We start from the raw sequence: 20,416 nt of genomic DNA on the forward strand, positions 1-20,416 counted from the left end.
AAACTCAAAGTGAGCTCCTACCGACTTCGGGGCGTCGTCCGTGTGGCGCTTGCCCAACCTTGCGCTGCTCGTCCGGCGCCCCGAAGACAAAGCTTTTGGTCACACCGCCTCCCCCTGCCGATCTCAACGGACAGGAACGCAAGACCCCGGAAAGGATCGTCGATGTTACGGTTCATCACATTGCGCGTGCTGGGTATGATCCCAGCGATGTTTGCCATTTCGCTTCTGACCTTCGTGGTGATCCAGTTGCCGCCCGGCGATTTTGTCTCGACGCTGGCCGCCCAGGCGGCTGAAACCGGCGATACCATGTCTCCTGCCCAGTTGGAGACCCTGCGCCAGCGCTATGGCATCGGCGAGCCGGTCGTACTGCAATATGTCCACTGGATTGGCGGCGTGATGCATGGCGATTTCGGCTATTCCTTCGAGTGGAACCAGCCTGTCAGCCAATTGGTGATGCAGCGGATGGGCATGACGGCGCTGGTCGCCTTTATCACGCTGATGTTCGTCTGGCTCACGGCCCTGCCGATCGGCATCTACTCCGCCGTGCGTAAATATTCTCCTGGCGACTACCTCTTCACCCTGCTGGGTTTTATCGGCATGGCGATCCCGAATTTCCTGCTGGCCATCCTGTTGATGTATGTGGCGACCATTCACTTCGGCCAGAGCGTCGGCGGGCTGTTCTCGCCGGAATTCGCCAATGCCCCCTGGTCACTGGCCCGGATCGGGGATTTTCTCAAGCATGTCTGGATCCCCGTGATCATTCTGGGGGCCAGCGGCACGGCGGCACTGATCCGCGTCATGCGCGCCAATCTGCTTGACGAATTGCGAAAGCCCTATGTGGAAGCAGCCCTTGCCAAGGGGCTGCCGGAAAGGCGGGCGATCCTGCGGTATCCGGTGCGCGTCGCCATCAATCCGTTCATTTCCACCGTCGGCTGGGTATTGCCGACCCTGATTTCCGGCGAGTTGATCGTCTCCACTGTGATGAACCTGCCCACCGCCGGACCTCTTCTTTTGCAGGCGCTGAAATCCCAGGACATGTACCTGGCCGGCGCCTTCCTGCTGATGACCGGTGGCCTGGTCCTGGTCGGCACGCTGCTGTCCGACATTCTGCTTGCCATCGTCGATCCAAGGATTCGTCTGACATGAGCGTAACATCTTCCCCCCTGCCCCAAGCCACGACAGGCGCTGGCACGCCGAACGACCCCTTGCTGGACAATCAGACGACCGGCGACCGCATGGTGGTCTCCTCGCAATGGGCGTTGATGTGGTTCAAGTTTCGCCGCCACAAGCTGGCAATGATCGGCCTGATCGCCACGGCGGCGATCTATTTTCTGGCGATCTTCGCAGAATTCCTGTCCCCAACCCTGCCGACGACCTTCAAGCCGCAATATACATTCGCGCCGCCACAGCCGATCAGCCTGTTTCACGATGGCAAATTCCTGCCGCATGTGAAGGGCTACAAAAATGTCGTCGATCCCAAATCTTTCACCCGGGTTTTCCAGGTGGATGACAATGCGATCATCCCCATCGAGTTTTTTGCCCGCGGCGAAAGCTATGACATGTGGGGCCTGTTCACCACCAATCTGCACTTCATCGGCCCGCTCGATCATACCAAGCCTTTCTATATTCTGGGTGCCGACCGGCTTGGCCGCGATCTCTTATCGCGCGTCATCTATGGCACACGGATTTCCATGTCGATTGGCCTGATCGGTGTGTTTCTCAGTCTGGTGATCGGCCTGATCCTGGGCGGCATATCCGGCTATTTCGGCGGGATGATCGATAGCGTCATCCAGCGCACCATCGAGTTTATTCGCTCCATTCCGACCATTCCGCTGTGGCTGGGGCTGGCCGCCGCCATGCCCAAGGACTGGTCGTCGCTCAAGGTCTATTTCGTCATCCTTGTCATTCTTTCGCTGATCGGCTGGACAGAAATGGCGCGGGTGGTGCGAGGCCGCTTCCTGTCCTTGCGCACCGAGGATTTCGTCACCGCCGCAAGGCTGGACGGCGCCAGCGAAATGCGGGTGATCGGACGTCATATGATGCCTTCCTTCACCAGCCACATCATCGCCGCCGTGACACTGGCAATCCCGACGATGATCCTTGCCGAGACATCGCTAAGCTTCCTGGGCCTTGGCCTGCAACCGCCCATCGTCAGCTGGGGCGTGCTGCTTCAGGATGCCCAAAACCTGCGGGCGCTGACCCAGGCACCGTGGCTGCTGGCGCCCGGTGTGGCGGTGGTGGTCGCAGTCCTCAGCCTGAACTTCCTTGGCGACGGCCTGCGCGATGCAGCCGATCCCTATGCATGAGGTAACTCCATGACATCGAACGTAAAGCCCCTCTTGCAGGTCAAGAACCTCAGCGTCGAATTTCCCGTGCATCGCCAGGTGATCCAGGCCGTCCGCAATGTCTCCTTCGATGTCTATGAAGGCGAAACCCTTTGCGTGCTGGGCGAAAGCGGATCGGGCAAAAGCGTTACCGCTCGCGCCATTCTGAAGCTGCTGGCCGATCCGGGCCGGCTGACGTCAGGTGAGATCCTTCTCGCTGGTGAAAACGGCAAGGCTGACCGCGACATCGCCAAGCTCAAATCCTCCAGCCAGGACATGCAATCGATCCGAGGCGGCCAGATCGCCATGATCTTTCAGGAGCCGATGACCTCGCTGTCACCGGTGCACCGGATCGGCGAACAAATCACCGAAGCGATCCTGCTGCATGAGAAGATGGACAAGGCTGAGGCGCGCGTCCGCGCCATCGACCTGTTGCGCCAGGTGCGCATTCCCGATCCGGAAACGGCCATCGACCGCTATCCCTTCGAATATTCCGGCGGCATGCGCCAACGTGCCATGATCGCCATGGCGCTGTCGTGCAATCCACGCCTGCTGATTGCCGATGAGCCGACCACGGCGCTCGACGTCACCACCCAGGCCGAGATTCTCGACCTGATCGTCTCGCTTCAGCGTGAGCGCGGCATGGCCGTGCTGTTCATCACCCATGACATCGGCGTGGTAGCCGAGATCGCCGATCGGGTGATGGTGATGTATCGTGGGGAAAAGGTCGAGGAAGGGCTGGCCGAACAAGTTTTGCGCCGCCCGGCTGCCGCCTATACAGCAGCGCTTCTGGGTGCCGTGCTGAAGCTGGAAACGCCCCTTCCCAGGCGCACGCTGCCTGCCGCCGCCAAGCCGCTGATGGAGGTTTCCGACCTGCACTTGCAATTCGGCTCGCGCCGCCGCTGGGGGGTGAAGCAGACGTTCGGCGTCAAGGCTATCGACGGGGTCAGCCTGACCCTGGCACCCGGCGAAACCCTTGGGATCGTCGGAGAAAGCGGATCGGGCAAGACCACGCTTGGCCGCACCATGCTGCAAATCTACAAGCCCACAGCTGGCCATGTGCATTATGCCGATGCTCGGGGTCAGGACGTTGACATCGCCAAAGCATCGCGCAACACCATGCGTCATCTCTATACGGAAATGCGCATGGTGTTTCAGGACCCACATTCTTCGCTCAATCCGCGCATGACGGTGTTTGAAACCATCGCCGAGCCGATGCGGATGATGGGCCTGACCACCACCCAGATGCGGGAGCGGGTGGAATATCTGCTCGACCGCGTTGGCCTGCCAACCAATGCCATCAACCGCTATCCGCATGCCTTTTCGGGTGGCCAGCGTCAGCGTATTTCCATCGCCCGCGCTATCGCGCCCAATCCACGGCTGATTATCGCCGATGAGCCAACCTCGGCGCTGGACGTGTCGCTGCGCCATCAGGTGCTGGATCTGCTGGCGGAATTGCGCGCCGAGCTTGGCATCAGCTTCATCTTCATCAGCCATGACATTACCGTTGTGCGCTATTTCTGCGACCGGGTGGCGGTGATGCAAAAGGGCAAAATCGTCGAAATGGGCGATGCCGACGACATCTGCCTGCGGCCGCAGCATCCCTATACCCAAAAGCTGATCGCCTCAGTGCCGCAGCCCGATATGTCGAGACGGCGCAAACCGCTGATCATGCCGCAGGCGATGGGGGTGCAATGAGAGAATTTACCGCGCAACCGCTTGATATTCCAGCCGTCACCGTGGCAGAAAGCCCGCTATGGCATGGTGACGCGCTCTGGTATTGCGACATCGAGGCAGGCGGCCTGCTGCGCTTCGATCCGCAAGTTGCCAGCTTGAAACGCTGGGTGCTGGATGGCGCGCTTGCCTCCATCGCACCATGCGGTGATGGCTTTATTGCGGGAACCTCACGCGGGTTCGAATATCTCTCGCTGGATGGCGATCGACTGAACCGGGAACTGCTGCATTCTCCTTTCACGGCCTCGCCCGACACACGCATGCCCGGAACTCGTATGAATGACGGCATCGCCGATCCGGCTGGGCGCTTCTGGTGCGGCAGTATAGAGCCGCATCGTGCCCATCTCGGGCGGCTTTTCTGCATCGACAAAGGGCAGGTTCGCGTGGTGCGCGACGGCTTTCGCACCTTGAACGGTCTTGCCTTTTCGCCCGATGGCAAGCGTCTTTATGTGTCTGACAGCCATCCCACCCTTGCTAGCGTCTGGACCATTGAGCTTGACAGTGATGGCATGCCACTGGAGCCCCCACAGCTCTTCGCGGACCTGTCCGAGATCGGCGGGCGCCCGGATGGCGCAGCGGTGGACGAGGACGGTTTTTACTGGATCGCCGCCTCCGACAGCGGGCGCGTGCTGCGACTTGATCCCAAAGGCCGCCCCGATATGGTCATCCATGTGCCCACCACCAATCCGACCAATATCACCTTTGGCGGGCCGGATTTCAGAACGGCTTTCATCACCAGCCTGAAACCGGGGGGAGAAGGCAATGCGTTCGCGGGCCTGGTCTTTGCGGTCGATCTGCCGGTAGCTGGGCGCAAACCGGACGGCTATATCGCTTGAGCCCTGCCATTTGACCTAAAGCACTTTCCGCTTAATCGCTCTCATAGAATGTGCTTTAGGTTTTTGTTTATACGCATGTCTTTACCCCAAAACCGGAAACCACTTTTGGGAGACAGACTCTAGGCAAGGAGTGTTTGATGACCCGTCTCCTGATCACCGGTGCCGCCGGCAATATCGGCACCACGCTTGCACCGCGCCTATCCGCGCTTGGCTATGACCTGGTGTTGAGCGACCTGCATGACAATGCGGCCCGGGGCATCAAAGGTGCCGATCTCGGCAATTTCGATGCGATATGCACCGTCATGCAAGGTGTGGACGGCATCATCCATCTCGGCGGCATGGCCAATGAGGCGTCGTTCGAAACCGTGCTCAATGCCAATATTCGCGGCACCTATCACATATTCGAAGCCGCCCGACGCCTTGGCGTCCCGCGTATCGTGCTGGCCAGTTCCTACCATGTGGTCGGCTTACACCCGTTCGGGGCGCCAATCGATGAGACCGCGCCAATGCTGCCCGACAGTTTCTACGGCCTGTCCAAGGCCTATGGCGAGTTGCTGGCCCGCACCTATCACGACAAATGCGGCATTCAATCGGTATCCGTGCGAATCGGCTCCTGCTTCGATACGGTGCGCAGCCCCCGCATGCTCACCACATGGATCAGTGCCGATGACCTGACCCGTCTCGTCGATCGCGCCTTCAAGGTCGAGACGCTCGGCTGCCTGATGGTATACGGCGTCTCCGACAACGATCGCGGCTGCATGGTGAGTAGCGACGCCGATAAGCTCGGCTGGAAAGCGCAGGACCGGTCACAGGACGCGCCGATGGACCGGGGCCGCGAAAGCGAGATCATCGGTCCCCTGCTGGGCGGACCATTTGCCGAAGCCCCCCTGCCACAAAACTAAACGCAGCGCCTCTTTGTCTGACTTTTTTGGTGAAATCCGCTCTCATTAACGGCATAATGTCGTAGATAGACCATGACGAGGCATAGTGGCTTCGTCGTGATTGTCCTCACTATCCTCTTCACCTGAAGGTGAAGGATATCGAGATCATGTCTGCGAGGATCGTAAATGAAGACGATTTGGGCCGGCAACGGGCTGTTCGTATGAATGTCACGGCATTGCTGGTCGATCTCTGTCGCCAGGAATTGAAACGTGCTGTGTCGCCCGACGACAATCTGCTGGAAGACGGTCTGACCATCAACCGGGCCTTGCGCATCATTGACCGTTTCTGGCGGGAAACCTCAATAGAACTGGATGTCAACAGTTTCTATCTCTGGCCAAGTCCGCAGGCGCTTGCCCGTGCCATCGAGAATGGGGCCTATTTGAACCTGCCAAAGATTATCGAAATCAGGAAGGGTTCCACGGACAAGACATTGATCGTTTTTGCCGGAGGCTTGAGCTGTTTTCTGGAAATACAGGACTTCATTCAACGATTGCACTTTCCGGGCCGGATTCTTGGCATGTCCCTGACGCCCTTCGATAACACCAGTCGTGACCCGGCTGTTGTCGAGGATGAAATTCGCACCTGTCTCACAGCCGTTCGAGAGGCGAGCATTCCCGGTCCCTATTGTTTGATGGGCTATTCCTTCGGCGGAGTTTTGGCGCTTGAACTGGCGAGAGCATTGAAAGACAGTGGCCAGGATGTCGCCTTTCTTGGCCTGATCGACACACCCCAAAGCGAGTATATCTGGCCGCTAACCGTCTGGTCGCGGTTCATGCTGAAACGCTTGACGCGGCGGCTGAGGACCGCAAAGCCCCGGCTTGACCCGACCGCCATACCGCCTGACCGGCACACCAGACGTGATGGAGGTCTTCCCATCAGCACCCGATGGACAAAGATGGCCACCCGAGCCGCTGGCATTGCCGCCTATTTCCGCCCATTTCTGTTTCGCTTCCGCGATCCCCGTCACCCCGACTATCCGACGATGGCGCCGCAATGGATCGGTAATTACCCTCCCAGCTATGATCGAATGGCCCGTCAGCTTTTGAGAATGAAGGGGCTCTACCGGCCACGACTTTATACCGGTCGTTTGACATTCTATCGCGCCCTTGGTGGTTCACCGATTGATTGCGATCCGAAGACCATATGGGAGGCTTTCTTGCCGGGCGCCGAGTGGATCGACATGCGCGGCAATCACCAGAGTATCGTGATTGGCCGCAATGCCGAAACACTCGCTCGCGACCTGGATTGGCGGTTGGACGAATGCCTCAGATGTCCTTCAGATCAGTGCGCCAAGTAAGCTTGACCTTACACCGTCCAGCGACCTATAGTTCATCGCGCATTCCCCGTAATGCATTATTTATACATTACAATTTCCCCTTGAAATGGAAGAGGATCAGGCGGAAATTCTGCAATAATCCGGTGGTATCGATAGGAAGACGAGTGGTTCGTGCACCAAAAGCCCAACCCCTTCGTCCCCTTAAAGGCTGCCCGAACCCCAGGAGGAAAACCCAATGTCGTCGTCTCTTGATCATAAAAAGGTGCTGATAACAGCCGCTGGCCAGGGCATAGGCAGGGCCAGCGCCTTGGCCTTTGCCCGCGCCGGCGCCACGGTCGTCGCCACTGACATCAACGAGCAGGCGCTGGCCAGCCTGGAAGCGGAGGCTGGTATCACCACACGCCGGCTCAACGTTTTGAAGGACGACGAGGTCAAGGCGGTGATTGCCGAAACCGGTCCCTTCGACGTGCTGTTCAATTGCGCTGGTTTCGTTCATGCCGGCTCGGTCCTCGACATGAAGGACGACGAACTGGACTTTGCCTTCGACCTCAATGTGCATGCCATGGTGCGCACCATCCGTGCCGTGCTGCCTGCGATGATCGAAAAAGGCGATGGCGCGATCATCAATATGTCTTCGGTCGCCTCCAGCGTCAAAGGCGTTGCCAACCGCTGCGCCTATTCGATCACCAAGGCCGCCGTGATCGGCCTGACCAAATCCGTCTCCGCAGAATATGTCGCCAAGGGCATCCGCTGTAACGCCATTTGCCCCGGCACGGTGGAAAGCCCTTCGCTTCAGGACAGGCTGAAGGCGCAAGGCGATTATGAAGCGGCCCGCGCCGCCTTCATCGCCCGCCAGCCGATTGGGCGGATCGGCACGCCGGAAGAGATCGCCGATCTGGCCGTCTATCTGGCTGGCGCCACCTATACGACGGGACAGGCCTATGCCATCGACGGCGGCTGGTCGATTTAGGGCATTTCCAAGAAAATACTTCGAAACATGAAAGGAAACATCCGATGAAACTGATGCGCGTTGGCCCGATTGGCCAGGAAAAACCAGCCCTTCTCGATAGCGATGGCAAAATCCGCGATCTCTCCGCCCATGTCACCGATATCGGCGGCGCGGCGATTTCGCCGGAGGGGCTGTCGCAACTGGCAGCGCTCAATCCCGCAACGCTGCCGGAACTTGCGCCCGGCAGGATCGGCGCCTGCGTATCCGGCACCGGCAAGTTCATCTGCATCGGCCTCAACTATTCCGACCATGCCGCAGAGACAGGAGCAACCGTTCCGCCCGAACCGGTGATCTTCATGAAGGCGACTTCAGCGATTTGCGGTCCTAATGACGAGGTATTGATCCCCCGCGGTTCGGAAAAAACCGATTGGGAAGTCGAACTTGGCGTCGTCATCGGCAAGACGGCGAAATATGTGTCCGAGGCAGATGCCATGGACTATGTCGCAGGCTACTGCGTTTCCCATGACGTGTCCGAGCGCGCCTTCCAGACCGAACGGGCCGGTCAATGGACCAAGGGTAAATCCTGCGACACATTCGGCCCGATCGGCCCCTGGCTGGTCACCAAGGACGAGATTGCCGATCCACAGAACCTGAAAATGTGGCTGACCGTCAATGGCGAGACCATGCAGGACGGCTCCTCCAAGACCATGGTCTACGGCGTCGCCTTTCTCGTGTCCTATCTCAGCCAGTTCATGAGCCTGCATCCCGGCGATGTTATTTCCACCGGCACGCCGCCCGGCGTCGGCCTGGGCATGAAACCACCACGCTTCCTGAAGGCTGGCGATGTGGTTGAGCTGGGCATCGAAGGTCTCGGCACCCAGAAACAGGCATTCATCGCCGATATCTAGGGTTTTGTGGTCCTTGCAACCTCGTGGTTCGGTGCGAATCACCACAGGCTTGCCGTCAGCAGTATATCGGCCTCGGCAATAAAAATGCCGAGGCTCAAGATATCAGAGGTCGCTGCGGCTTACTGGATAATGACGCAAACCGGAATCGGTTGAAGGAACTATGCAGTATCGCTACTTCTGACCAGCCTGCGCTTCCGGTTGGATGTCCACTGTGGCCGTCAGGCCCGAGATCAGCCTTGTACCATCAGGCACATTTTCGAGATGAATGCGCACAGGCACGCGCTGCGCCAACCGGACCCAGTTGAATGTCGGGGTAATATTGACCAGCAGGCCGGAGCTTGAATCGCGCTCGCGGTCCTGGATGCCGGTCGCCATGCTTTCCACCCGGCCAGTCAGCACGGTTTTTTGTCCCATGATCCGTACGGAGGCCCGGTCGCCTTCACGAATGCGCTGCAATTTGCTTTCCTCGAAATAGGCCTCGACCCGCAAGGTATCGGTGTTAACGACAGCCACCGTAGCCGTGCCTCTATTGACGAAATCGCCGACCTGAAGAGAGAAATTGCTCACCGTGCCGTTAACGGTAGATTTGACTTCGGTGCGATCCAGATCCAGCTTGGCAACATCGCGGCTGGCAAGGGCCTTGTTATAGGAAGCCTGGGCCTGTTCCTGAGCAGAGACAGCCTTGTCGCGCGCCTGTGCCGAAGCGGAATCGCCAAGCCGCTCTTCACGTTGGCGTTCGCGGACAGCCTCATCCAGCGAGGATTTCGCCTGATCGAGATCGGCCTGCGCCTGCTCCAGCGCCAGTTCGAACCGTTTTGCATCGACCTTGAACAGAACATCGCCCTTACGCACGGTCCCGTTGTCCTTCGCCAGCACCTCGCTGACGGGGCCGGTGACATCAGGGGCAATCTCAGCGACATCGGCGCGAACCCGCCCGTCGCGCGTCCACGGCTCTTCCATATAATAGACCCAGAGGTGATAGCCGGCAAAAAGCGCGGCAACAACGACAACCAGGGTTACAACAACCCTACCGAGAGATTTCAACATCGTCATGAGACAAACCAGCGTGTTAGAAAGGAAAGACCTGCCGTCAGCAGGACAAAGAGTGCAACATCGAAAAGCCCACGATGCCAGATGAGCCCATAGGCGCCCATCCAGGCCAGCAGCTTGCGGATCACCATGCTGATCAGCAACGCGATCAGCATCACCACGAAAAGGCGCGGGATATAGACGCCATAAATATCGAATTCGGTCGGCATTGACGTTACTCTGCTGCGAAAGAAAGTTGGTGGGGGCCGGACTGCAAATCACCAGCCTGCGGGGAAAGGCTTGGCGGTGGCGATTGACCAAACAGCACGCGCCTGAGGCCGACCAACGCGTCGGTCACACGGCGCCCGACATCGCCCTCGTTGCGCATGACCGTCTCGAGCGCCCGGTCGATGGTGTCCTGCAATTGCGGCTGCGCCGACCCTGACCCACCAAGCTTCAACCGACGCCGATAATGGTCTGCAATGCCAGCCAGAACCTGTGAGATGAGCGTGCCGCTTTCCTGCCCAAGCGACGACCGCTGTTGTTGCAGCGTCACCACGTTGAACCCAAGCCGGACATCGGCAAAGCCATCGACATCGCCGAGATCGCGCACATTCAATGCCGCCAACCGCGGGACAAGCTGCCCAAGCCGGTCGAGACTGCGGCTGGAAAGGCGGTCAACATCTCCCGACCGTGATCCGGAAGCCGTTTCGGCAAGATCGCGCCATCCCGACTTCATCAGTCGGCGAGCCGCCAGTTCAGCCCCGAAAGGCTGTGCAACGGTGACCCAGAGCTGGGCGAAACCGAGGCCGAGCAAGGTCGCCAGCCCGCCATTGGCAAAGCTGGTCAGATCGGCGGAATACTGGTCCTGAATGGCGATCAGCGTGGCGCTGTTGACCGCCAGCAGCATGAAAAACATCCCCATTTGCGGATTGCTCATCTTCAAGCCTATGAACAGGAACATCGGCGCCAACGTCAGTACCAGCATTTCGAAGGACGTGACGACCGGAAGAATGGCAAAGAGATAGACAAAGGCCACCACAATCGACAGGGCCGTCCAGATCAGCATTTTGCGGATCATCGGCGCAGGCCGGTCCTGGGCTGCGAAAAACGAGCAGGAAACCGCGACCATGGAAACGAAACTCGCGCCCTGGCTCCAACCGCTGGCAATCCAGAATGCGCAGGCCAACAGAATGCCCACCACCACGACGGCCACTTTCATGGCCAGCAGTGCATGGTCGAAATGCCGTGAGCCTGCCAAGATACGTCGCGTGTGCAGGAGCGGCAAAGTCTCCGCCGCATGGCCACCGCTGGCGATGTGATCGCGCAGCGTCAGGCAATCCTGCCAGAGTTCGACGACATCCTTCAGCCGGGTCAGCAGGCTCGACATGACGAGGCCGTCCCAGCCATGCGGCTTATCTTGCGTCTGCAAGGCGTCGATCCGCCCCAGCAGGCTGGCACCCGCCTTTTCCGTTTCGACCCCACCGCCAAGCTTGAACCAATCGGCGACATCATGGAGAAGGGCGATGAGGGTGTCATCCAGACCGGATTGCTGTTTGATCGCGTGCAGGCGGTCTGCCAGCGAGGAAAACACTGGCAGTAGCATCAAAAGCCGGCCGCGAAGCTCCCGCGCCTGACCAACGACATCCTTTGTTCCCGGATCATAACTCAACTGACTGATCATCAGGTCAAGACTGGACACATCAGAGGCCAATTGCTGGCGTTTCAGCGGCGTGGACGGTGTCGCACCTTCGCCGCGTAAGATATCTTCGGCCCAGGCACCAGCATCGGCCAGCCAGACATTGATCCTGTCCCCAAACAAGCGACCGATGCTGGAGGGAAACACTACTTGATTGACAAGCGTGGCGCATAGAATGCCCAGGGTAATTTCCTCGGACCGCGCCAGCGCAACATCGAAAACGCCGCCGGGATCACTGACGCTGGGCAAGGCAATCAGCGGCAGCGTGTAACCGGCCAGCATGAAAACATAGGCACGCGCCGAACGGTCCAACATCGACAAAAACAACAGCGTTCCGGTCCAAAGCGCCACGACCAGAGATAAAAGCTCCGGCGCATTGACGAAAACCGGCACGAACAAAACCGCAGCGCTTGCACCCAGAAGCGTTCCAAGCACGCGGTATAGCGCCTTGGACTTGGTGGCACCCGCAAAAGGATTGGAAACAATATAGACAGCCGAAACAGCCCAATAGGGGCGCGACAGATCAAACATCAGGGCAAGATAAAGGGCCAGCATGGCAGCCGCAAAAGCCTTGCCGGAAAACACCCAGTCTCTCCAGGTTGGTGCGACCATCGACCTAGTCCTTCTTGTCCCGGCTCACCCGCAGATCGACGCAGCGCTGCTGGAACTCCATCAAAACGCGCAGAGTGGTTTCTAGATCCGCTTGGGAAATTCCTTCGAAGACCCCTGCCCTTTCCTCGTCCAGCACCGCTTCTATCCGTGCTGCCATGCGCGTGCCTTCCGGCGTCAGCCAAAGGCCCTTGGCCCGTCTGTCGGTGGGATCGTCCTTGCGCATGACCATTCCCGAGGATTCAAGCTGATCCAGCAGCCGCACCAGCGAAGGCCCTTCAATGCCGACATGTTCGGCAAGGCTGATCTGGCGAATACCGCCCCCCAGGCGTCCGATCCACACCAAAGGCGAAGCGCAAGCCTCGGAAATTCCATGCTCGGCCAGGATCACATCGATCGTCCGGCGCCAGAGGCGCGCGGCCGAAAACAGCTGACTGGTCAAACGTCTGCGGGTGTCGAGATCATTGTTCATGACCTCTAAATAGCACGGATATAATTAGTATTCAAACTATTTTGATAAAAATAATACCCACAACCCTGTGCTTTCCAAAAAGAGCCCGCGCCTCAAGCGTGGTCTTACTGGTTTCGCAACCGGCCCTGCATGAGATTGATGACGGCGCGGGCGGCCTCCAGCACGTTTGTTCCGGGACCGAAGACGGCTGCGACGCCGTGGTCGAGGAGGAATTGATAGTCCTGTCTTGGGATCACACCGCCAACCACGACGATGATGTTTTCCGCGCCTTTGGCCTTGAGTGCGGCAACCAGTTGTGGCGCAAGCGTTTTATGGCCTGCCGCCAGCGAGGACATGCCGACGACCTGCACCTTGTGGCTGACGGCCAAATCGGCGGCTTCTTCCGGCGTTTGGAACAGCGGACCGGCGATGACATCAAAGCCGATATCGCCAAACGCCGAGGAAATGACTTTGGCACCCCGGTCATGGCCATCCTGGCCAAGCTTGGCCACCATGATCTTTGGCTTGCCCCCCAGCACTGTGGCAAAATCCGATAACTGACCGACAAGCGTCTGATATTCGGGGTCGTCCTGATAGCGGTCGCCGTAAACCCTGGATACCACTTTGGGCACGGCGATGTGATCGCCAAACACAGACCGCATGGCATCCGATATTTCGCCCACGGTGGCGCGGGCGCGGGCGGCATCAACGGCGGCAGCCAAAAGATTGCCCTCTCCGGTTTTGGCAATGCGGGTCAGTTCCTGAAGGCTCGCCTCCACCGCTTTTGCATCCCGGCGGCGCTTGGTGTCTTCAAGACGCTTGATCTGGCCAAGACGGACAGTGGCATTGTCGATATCGAGAATGTCGATCTCGTCTTCGGTTTCCAGCCGGTATTTGTTGACGCCAACGATCACTTCCTCGCGGCGGTCCACAGCCGCCTGGCGGCGGGTGGCGGCCTCCTCGATCAGGCGTTTGGGCAGACCGTCAGCCACCGCCCTGGTCATGCCACCCAGACCTTCCACTTCTTCGATCAGCGCCCAGGCCGCATCCGCCAGTTCCTTGGTCAGGCTTTCGACATAGTAAGAGCCAGCCAGCGGATCGACCACCTTGGTCACGCCGGTTTCATGCTGCAAGATCAGTTGGGTATTGCGGGCAATGCGCGCGGAGAACTCGGTGGGAAGCGCAATGGCTTCATCAAAGGAATTGGTATGCAGCGATTGCGTACCACCCAGCACCGCCGACATCGCCTCAAATGCGGTACGGACAATGTTATTATACGGGTCCTGCTCGGCCAGCGACACGCCTGACGTTTGGCAATGGGTACGCAGCATCAGCGAGGCAGGTTTTTGGGGGTTAAACTCCTGCATGATCCGGGTCCACAGCAGCCGGGCGGCCCGCAGTTTTGCCGCTTCCATAAAGAAATTCATACCAATGGCAAAGAAGAACGACAGCCGGCCTGCGAAGGCATCGACATCCAGGCCCTTGGCCAGCGCTGCCCGCACATATTCGCGGCCATCAGCCAGCGTGAAGGCCAATTCCTGCACCAGCGTCGCGCCCGCCTCCTGCATGTGATAGCCGGAGATCGAGATGGAGTTGAACTTCGGCATCTCCCGGGCGGTGTAGTCGATAATGTCAGCAACAATCCGCATCGAAGGTTCCGGCGGATAGATATAGGTGTTGCGGACCATGAACTCCTTCAGGATATCGTTCTGAATGGTGCCCGACAATTTATCCCGCGACACACCCTGTTCTTCGCCCGCCACAATGAAGCTCGCCAATATCGGAATGACCGCGCCATTCATCGTCATCGACACCGACATCTGATCAAGCGGAATGCCGTCGAACAGGATTTTCATATCCTCGACACTATCGATCGCCACGCCCGCCTTGCCGACATCGCCCTCAACACGGGGATGGTCACTGTCATAACCGCGATGCGTGGCTAGATCGAAGGCGACGGAAAGCCCCTTCTGTCCAGCCGCCAGATTGCGCTTGTAAAAGGCATTGGAGGCTTCCGCCGTGGAAAACCCGGCATATTGGCGAATGGTCCAGGGCCGCCCGGCATACATCGTCGCGCGTGGCCCACGGGTGAAGGGTGCAAAGCCCGGCAGGCTATCGAGATGGTCCATGCCGGCAAGATCGTCTGCCGTATAAAGCGGCTTGACGGCAATGCCTTCCGGCGTCTGCCAAGTCAGGCTGTCCGTATTGGCCTTCAACTCCTTTTCGGCAAGCGACTGCCAATCTGCAACCGTCTTCTTCGACATCGATTAATCCCTCCACCCTTGCAGACGAAAGACGACATGAAAGCGCCTCTCCGTTCAGCTTGATTTTAATGCGACTGAGTAGTATTTTTAACAGCTAACTCCTGAGGAGCCTGTCCCCATGTCCGTGAAAGCCTCGGTTTCCATCTCCGACCAGCAAGACAAATTTGCCCGCAAGCTTGTGGAAGACGGGCGGTATTCAAGCCTGAGCGCCGTCGTGCAGCGAGGTCTTGAGCTGCTGCGGGAGGAAACAGAGATGAAAGAGGCGGAAGTTCAGGCATTGCGCGCGCTGATCGACGAGCGCAGCAAAGGTCCGTTCCTGAACGCCGAGGAAAGCAGCCGGACAATCCAGCAGATGATCGCTGCCAAAAAGTCTTTCTATGGCCTTTGATTTGGTGCGGTCTGCCGCCAGCAATCGAGATCTTGACCTGATCTTCGATCACCTTGTCGAAGCCTATTTGTCTTTCGGAGACGCGATACAGGAAGCCTTCGATCGCGCCTCGGCGCGTCTTCAAGCGATCGACGATGATTTGAAGGCGCTGGTCCATGCGCCCTTTCAGGGAACAGTGTTGCCACACATTTCGCTTGACTTGCGCCATGTGACGAAAAACCGTGCGATCATCTATTTCAAAGTGGATGAGGTTAAAAACCAGGTCCAGATCCTGGCCATCTTTTTCGGCGGGCAGGACCATCAGAGACATATGCTGGCGCGACTGGGTGATGACGCCCGATCTTTGGCCAAAAGCACATTCGCCCATCACTCGAATTCCATGATCAGTTCGTCCACGGCGAGGCTTTGGCCAGCCTTGGCAACCAGCCTCTTCACCACGCCGCGTCGCTCGGCCTTCAGGATGTTTTCCATCTTCATCGCCTCCACCGTCGCCAGCGCCTGACCGGCCTCCACAGCGTCCCCTTCGGCAACCGCAATGCCTGTCACCACGCCTGGCATCGGGCACAGCAGCATTTTTGACGTGTCGGGCGGTAATTTCCGGGGCATAAGCCGGGCAAGCTCGGCGGCGCGCGGGCTGCGGACATGCGCCACAACATCCATGCCCCGCCAGCGCAGGCGGATAGCAGGTCCCTTGAGGTCAATTTTAACCGCGATGCTTTGACCATCGACGGCAAAAATCGCCAGCGTCTGCCCAGGCTGCCAAACACCGTCGACCGCGAGCACGCTGCCATCGGCAAACATCAGACTGCCGGGATCAGCCGGAAGCGTCAGCGGATAATGCCGCTCTGCCAGCTCCACCACCCAATCACGGCCAATGGTGCGGGCATGATTGCCCATGGTGCCGGAGACCTGCGCGGCACGGGCCTCGCGCCGCTGGTGGACAAGGGCTGCAATGGCGGCCAGCGTCCGACCCGCCGTTTCATCCGGCTCGACCCCGGCAAAGCCCTCCGGAAACTCCTCGGCGATGAAGGCCGTGGTAATCTTGCCGGAGCGAAAGCGCGGATGCTGCATCACCGCCGACAGAAACGGCAGGTTATGGCCAATGCCCTCGACTTCAAACCGGTCCAGCGCCGCACTCATCGCATCGATGGCAGTGATCCGGTCAGGCCCCCACGTACACAGCTTGGCAACCATCGGATCGTAATACATCGAGATTTCCCCGCCCTCGAACACCCCGGTATCGTTGCGGACCACCGTACCATCGGCTTGCTGGCCTTCACTTGGCGGACGGTAGCGGGAAAGCCTGCCGATCGACGGCAGGAAATTGCGATAGGGGTCTTCGGCATAAAGCCGGCTTTCGACCGCCCAGCCCGTCAGCGTCACATCCGCTTGCGCAAAAGCCAGCGTTTCGCCAGACGCCACACGGATCATCTGCTCGACCAGATCAAGCCCGGTGATCAGTTCTGTTACCGGATGCTCGACCTGCAAGCGCGTGTTCATTTCCAGGAAGTAGAAATTGCGATTGCCATCGACGATAAACTCCACCGTGCCGGCGGAATAATATCCAACCGCCTTGGCCAGCGCTACGGCCTGCTCGCCCATCGCCTTGCGGGTGTCCGCATCCAGAAACGGCGATGGCGCTTCCTCGATCACCTTCTGGTTTCGTCGCTGGATGGAGCATTCGCGCTCGCCGAGATAGAGCACGTTGCCATGCTTATCGCCCAGCACCTGGATTTCGATATGGCGCGGTTGGTCAACGAACTTCTCGATAAAGATCCGGTCGTCGCCAAACGAGTTCATCGCCTCGTTCTTGGAGGACTGGAAACCCTCACGCGCCTCGGCATCGTTCCAGGCGATGCGCATGCCCTTGCCACCGCCACCGGCGGACGCCTTGATCATCACGGGATAGCCGATCTGAGCAGCGATTTTGACCGCTTCCTCTGCGTCGGCAATCAGCCCCATATGGCCGGGTACGGTGGACACCCCCGCCTCTGCCGCCAGCTTCTTGGAGGTGATCTTGTCGCCCATCGCCTTGATGGCGCCAACCGGCGGACCGATAAAGGCAACGCCTGCCTTGTCCAGCGCCTCGGCAAAGGCCGCATTTTCCGACAGAAACCCATAGCCGGGATGCACGGCATCCGCGCCGGTCTGCCTGATCGCCTCGAGGATCTTGTCGATAACGATATAGGATTGGTTGGAGGGCGACGGGCCGATATGCACCGCCTCATCCGCCAGCTTGACATGCAGCGCATTGGCATCGGCATCGGAATACACAGCGATCGTGGCAATGCCCATCCGCTTGGCGGTCTTGATCACCCGGCAGGCGATTTCGCCACGGTTGGCGATCAGGATTTTGGAAATTGCCATATTCATACCCCTGCCGTGTCATCAAAGGCCTGCGGAAAGTTCTTACGGGCCAGCTTTTCGTTGAGTTTCAGCTTGGCCGTATAGGAGGTCGGGTCAAAACCCCGCTCCGCAGCCAGAAGCTCCCGGCCAAACAGACGGCACAGCCGCTCGCCATCCAGATTGCCGCGCTCGAACGGTTCCGCGCCAAAATACTCCCAGAGCGCCCGCACAAAACCGATATCCGCCAAAGCCACGGTCTCGTCCATGGTGCGATGACGCGGCATGGAGGTGAGCTTTGTCACGTTGGAATTGGCGCGCCGCAGCGTGAACTGCCATTGCGTGCCGAGAAGGCCCGCCGGAAAGCCGCGATGCTTCGGCATCTCAGAGGTTTTGACCATCATGCAGCATCCGGTTGAAACAGAAGAGAAACCATCGCCTCACACCTCAAATACATCATCGAAGGATTCCGGAAAGCTGTGCCGCGCCACCCGCTCATCAATGCGCAGCATCGCTTCATAGGACAGCGGATCGAAATCCTTTTCGACCGCCACCACCTCGCGGCCAAACAGCAGGTTGAGCCGGGCCGCATCGAGATTGCCGCGCTCAAAGGGTTCTGCGCCGAAGTGATGCCAGAGCGCGTGCAGGAAAGCCGCATCGATGCGGTGTTCCTTGGTGCCTGGATAGGCCTTGCGCGGCATGGTCTTGATGGGGGTAACGCCCCGGGGATTGGCCCGGCGAATGGTAAACTGTACACCTGTTCCGGGCATGCCGGAGGGAAATCCACGGTGCTTGGTCATATCAGGGGCCTTGGACATCCATGCCGCCCTTTCTTGTCTGCCGGAACAGGTCCGATCTTGTTGTTGAAGTGAACCCGCTATCAAAGTGGGCCCGTTTTTAAAGCGGAATGGTATCGTGTTTTTTCCAATGGGTCGCAACCTGCTTGCCCCGCAGCGAGGCAAAGGCCCGGGCGATGCGCTTGCGTGACGAATGCGGCATGATCACCTCATCAATAAAGCCGCGTTCCGCCGCCACGAACGGATTGGCAAACCGCTCCTCATATTCCCTGGTGCGCGCCGCGATCTTCTCAGGGTCGCCAAGTTCGGACCGATAGAGAATTTCGGTCGCGCCCTTGGCACCCATCACGGCGATTTCCGCTGTCGGCCAGGCATAATTCACGTCAGCGCCAATATGCTTGGAGGCCATCACGTCATAGGCACCGCCATAGGCCTTGCGGGTAATCAATGTCACCATCGGCACGGTGGCCTCAGAATAGGCAAACAGCAGCTTCGCACCGTGTTTGATGACGCCGCCATATTCCTGCGCCACGCCAGGCAGAAAGCCCGGCACATCCACCAGCGTCAGGATCGGAATGGAAAAGGCATCGCAAAACCGCACGAAACGGGCCGCCTTGCGCGATGAGTCGATATCCAGGCAGCCGGCCAGCACCATCGGCTGGTTAGCGACCACACCGACAGTCTGGCCTTCCAGCCGGATGAAGCCGGTAATGATGTTCCTGGCAAAAGCCTCCTGAAGCTCGAAGAAATCGCCCTCGTCAGCCAGCGCATGGATCAGTTCCTTCATGTCGTAAGGCTTGGTGGAACTGTCGGGGATCAGGGTATCCAGCCGCATTTCAAGCCGGGCCGGATCATCGTAGAAAGGCCGTTTCGGCGGCTTTTCGCGGTTGTTCAACGGCAGGAAATCAAACAGCAGCCGCACCTGTTCCAGCGCTTCGACATCGTTTTCAAAAGCGCCGTCCGCTACCGAGGATTTCTTCGTATGGGTGCCCGCCCCGCCCAACTCTTCCGCCGTGACGATTTCGTTGGTCACGGTCTTCACCACGTCAGGGCCGGTGACGAACATGTAGGACGTGTCACGCACCATGAAAATGAAATCGGTCATCGCTGGTGAATAGACCGCGCCGCCCGCGCATGGCCCCATAATCACAGAGATCTGCGGAATGACGCCCGACACCTCGGCATTGCGGCGAAACACTTCGGCATAGCCAGCAAGCGAGGCCACGCCTTCCTGGATGCGCGCCCCGCCCGAATCGTTGATGCCGATCACCGGCGCCCCGACCCGGACCGCCATATCCATGATCTTGCAGATTTTCTGGGCATGGGTTTCCGACAGCGAGCCGCCGAGCACGGTAAAATCCTGGGAAAACACATAGACCTGCCGACCATTGATCGTGCCCCAGCCGGTGACGACACCATCGCCCGCAACTTTCTGACCATCCATGCCGAAATCCGTGCAGCGATGGGTGACATACATATCGTATTCTTCAAACGAGCCTTCATCGAGCAAGATCTCAATCCGCTCGCGCGCCGTCAGCTTGCCCTTGGCATGCTGCGCGTCAATCCGCTTTTCACCACCGCCAAAACGGGCCTCGGCGCGGCGGCTTTCCAGCTGATCCAATATTGTCGGCATGTGATCCTCATCCTCTGTCACGCGGACCTTAAAGCATAAAAGCTTAAACCGGAATCGGCTTAAGGTATCATGCAGAAAAGACGTTTTATGAGGCGGGACCGTGATAGCCAATGGGCTAGGTCGCAATGGCGACCGAGTGCCATTCTCGCTTCAACGCGCAAAATGGCCGGAATATCACGTAAATTGACCGGATCGGAAACTGCGTTGCAATCTCCGATCCGGTCTTTTCAAACA

Annotated in this window: 18 protein-coding genes; 9 read left to right on the forward strand and 9 right to left on the reverse strand. The window is 58.8% G+C overall.

Annotated elements, in window-relative coordinates:
* The first annotated feature begins 162 nt into the window (after positions 1-162).
* From H1Y61_RS17785 to H1Y61_RS17820, 8 genes are all read left to right on the forward strand, one after another.
* Positions 163-1,146 (forward strand): ABC transporter permease, encoded by a 984-nt coding sequence (locus H1Y61_RS17785; protein WP_012654022.1) that lies wholly within the window; start codon positions 163-165, stop codon positions 1,144-1,146.
* Positions 1,143-2,306 carry an ABC transporter permease gene (locus H1Y61_RS17790; RefSeq protein ID WP_409068189.1) on the forward strand — a complete coding sequence of 388 codons (1,164 nt, stop codon included), beginning with the start codon at positions 1,143-1,145 and terminating at the stop codon, positions 2,304-2,306. Before H1Y61_RS17785 ends, H1Y61_RS17790 begins: the two co-directional genes overlap by 4 nt.
* Before the next feature lie 9 nt (positions 2,307-2,315).
* Positions 2,316-4,022 carry an ABC transporter ATP-binding protein gene (locus H1Y61_RS17795; protein WP_180574898.1) on the forward strand — a complete coding sequence of 569 codons (1,707 nt, stop codon included), beginning with the start codon at positions 2,316-2,318 and terminating at the stop codon, positions 4,020-4,022.
* The gene (locus tag H1Y61_RS17800; protein ID WP_180574899.1) at positions 4,019-4,894 is read left to right on the forward strand and encodes an SMP-30/gluconolactonase/LRE family protein; all 876 of its coding nucleotides are present in this window, start codon (positions 4,019-4,021) and stop codon (positions 4,892-4,894) included. Before H1Y61_RS17795 ends, H1Y61_RS17800 begins: the two co-directional genes overlap by 4 nt.
* Before the next feature lie 137 nt (positions 4,895-5,031).
* A complete protein-coding gene (locus H1Y61_RS17805) occupies positions 5,032-5,796 on the forward strand; it encodes an NAD-dependent epimerase/dehydratase family protein (protein ID WP_180574900.1) in 765 nt (254 codons plus the stop codon).
* Between the two features lie 146 nt (positions 5,797-5,942).
* Complete coding sequence (locus H1Y61_RS17810) at positions 5,943-7,133, forward strand: thioesterase domain-containing protein (RefSeq protein WP_235680928.1); 1,191 nt, start codon at positions 5,943-5,945, stop codon at positions 7,131-7,133.
* 214 nt (positions 7,134-7,347) lie between these two features.
* Positions 7,348-8,082, forward strand: a complete 735-nt coding sequence (locus H1Y61_RS17815) for an SDR family oxidoreductase (protein ID WP_087730174.1) — start codon at positions 7,348-7,350, stop codon at positions 8,080-8,082.
* A gap of 44 nt (positions 8,083-8,126) precedes the next feature.
* A complete protein-coding gene (locus tag H1Y61_RS17820; RefSeq protein ID WP_156550400.1) occupies positions 8,127-8,969 on the forward strand; it encodes a fumarylacetoacetate hydrolase family protein in 843 nt (280 codons plus the stop codon).
* 171 nt (positions 8,970-9,140) lie between these two features.
* Here H1Y61_RS17820 and H1Y61_RS17825 read toward each other — a convergent pair whose 3' ends face one another.
* The 5 genes from H1Y61_RS17825 to scpA all read right to left on the reverse strand — a co-directional run bounded on the left by H1Y61_RS17825 (position 9,141) and on the right by scpA (position 15,021).
* Positions 9,141-10,022 carry an efflux RND transporter periplasmic adaptor subunit gene (locus H1Y61_RS17825; RefSeq protein ID WP_180574901.1) on the reverse strand — a complete coding sequence of 294 codons (882 nt, stop codon included), beginning with the start codon at positions 10,020-10,022 and terminating at the stop codon, positions 9,141-9,143.
* Positions 10,019-10,228, reverse strand: a complete 210-nt coding sequence (locus H1Y61_RS17830) for a DUF1656 domain-containing protein (RefSeq protein ID WP_070147578.1) — start codon at positions 10,226-10,228, stop codon at positions 10,019-10,021. Before H1Y61_RS17830 ends, H1Y61_RS17825 begins: the two co-directional genes overlap by 4 nt.
* 5 nt (positions 10,229-10,233) lie before the next feature.
* Complete coding sequence (locus tag H1Y61_RS17835) at positions 10,234-12,309, reverse strand: FUSC family protein (RefSeq protein ID WP_180574902.1); 2,076 nt, start codon at positions 12,307-12,309, stop codon at positions 10,234-10,236.
* Between the two features lie 4 nt (positions 12,310-12,313).
* A complete protein-coding gene (locus H1Y61_RS17840) occupies positions 12,314-12,778 on the reverse strand; it encodes a MarR family winged helix-turn-helix transcriptional regulator (RefSeq protein ID WP_180574903.1) in 465 nt (154 codons plus the stop codon).
* A 104-nt stretch (positions 12,779-12,882) separates the two neighbouring features.
* On the reverse strand, positions 12,883-15,021 hold the full coding sequence (gene scpA, locus H1Y61_RS17845; RefSeq protein ID WP_180574904.1) for a methylmalonyl-CoA mutase: 2,139 nt from the start codon (positions 15,019-15,021) through the stop codon (positions 12,883-12,885).
* A gap of 118 nt (positions 15,022-15,139) precedes the next feature.
* Between scpA and H1Y61_RS17850 the strand changes: the two genes are divergently transcribed.
* Positions 15,140-15,409: a type II toxin-antitoxin system ParD family antitoxin gene (locus tag H1Y61_RS17850; RefSeq protein WP_087730169.1), complete on the forward strand. Its 270-nt coding sequence runs from the start codon at positions 15,140-15,142 to the stop codon at positions 15,407-15,409.
* Positions 15,410-15,775: 366 nt separating this feature from the next.
* On the opposite strand, the gene H1Y61_RS17860 is transcribed toward H1Y61_RS17850, so the two are convergent.
* The 4 genes from H1Y61_RS17860 to H1Y61_RS17875 all read right to left on the reverse strand — a co-directional run bounded on the left by H1Y61_RS17860 (position 15,776) and on the right by H1Y61_RS17875 (position 20,182).
* Complete coding sequence (locus H1Y61_RS17860) at positions 15,776-17,776, reverse strand: acetyl-CoA carboxylase biotin carboxylase subunit (RefSeq protein WP_180574905.1); 2,001 nt, start codon at positions 17,774-17,776, stop codon at positions 15,776-15,778.
* A gap of 2 nt (positions 17,777-17,778) precedes the next feature.
* Positions 17,779-18,153, reverse strand: a complete 375-nt coding sequence (locus H1Y61_RS17865; RefSeq protein WP_174112670.1) for a hypothetical protein — start codon at positions 18,151-18,153, stop codon at positions 17,779-17,781.
* Between the two features lie 39 nt (positions 18,154-18,192).
* Positions 18,193-18,570 (reverse strand): hypothetical protein, encoded by a 378-nt coding sequence (locus H1Y61_RS17870; protein ID WP_174112667.1) that lies wholly within the window; start codon positions 18,568-18,570, stop codon positions 18,193-18,195.
* A 79-nt stretch (positions 18,571-18,649) separates the two neighbouring features.
* On the reverse strand, positions 18,650-20,182 hold the full coding sequence (locus H1Y61_RS17875; protein WP_180574906.1) for an acyl-CoA carboxylase subunit beta: 1,533 nt from the start codon (positions 20,180-20,182) through the stop codon (positions 18,650-18,652).
* Between the last annotated feature and the right edge of the window lie 234 nt (positions 20,183-20,416).

This window comes from Agrobacterium vitis (genome assembly GCF_013426735.1).
Taxonomy (GTDB): Bacteria; Pseudomonadota; Alphaproteobacteria; order Rhizobiales; family Rhizobiaceae; genus Allorhizobium; species Allorhizobium vitis_D.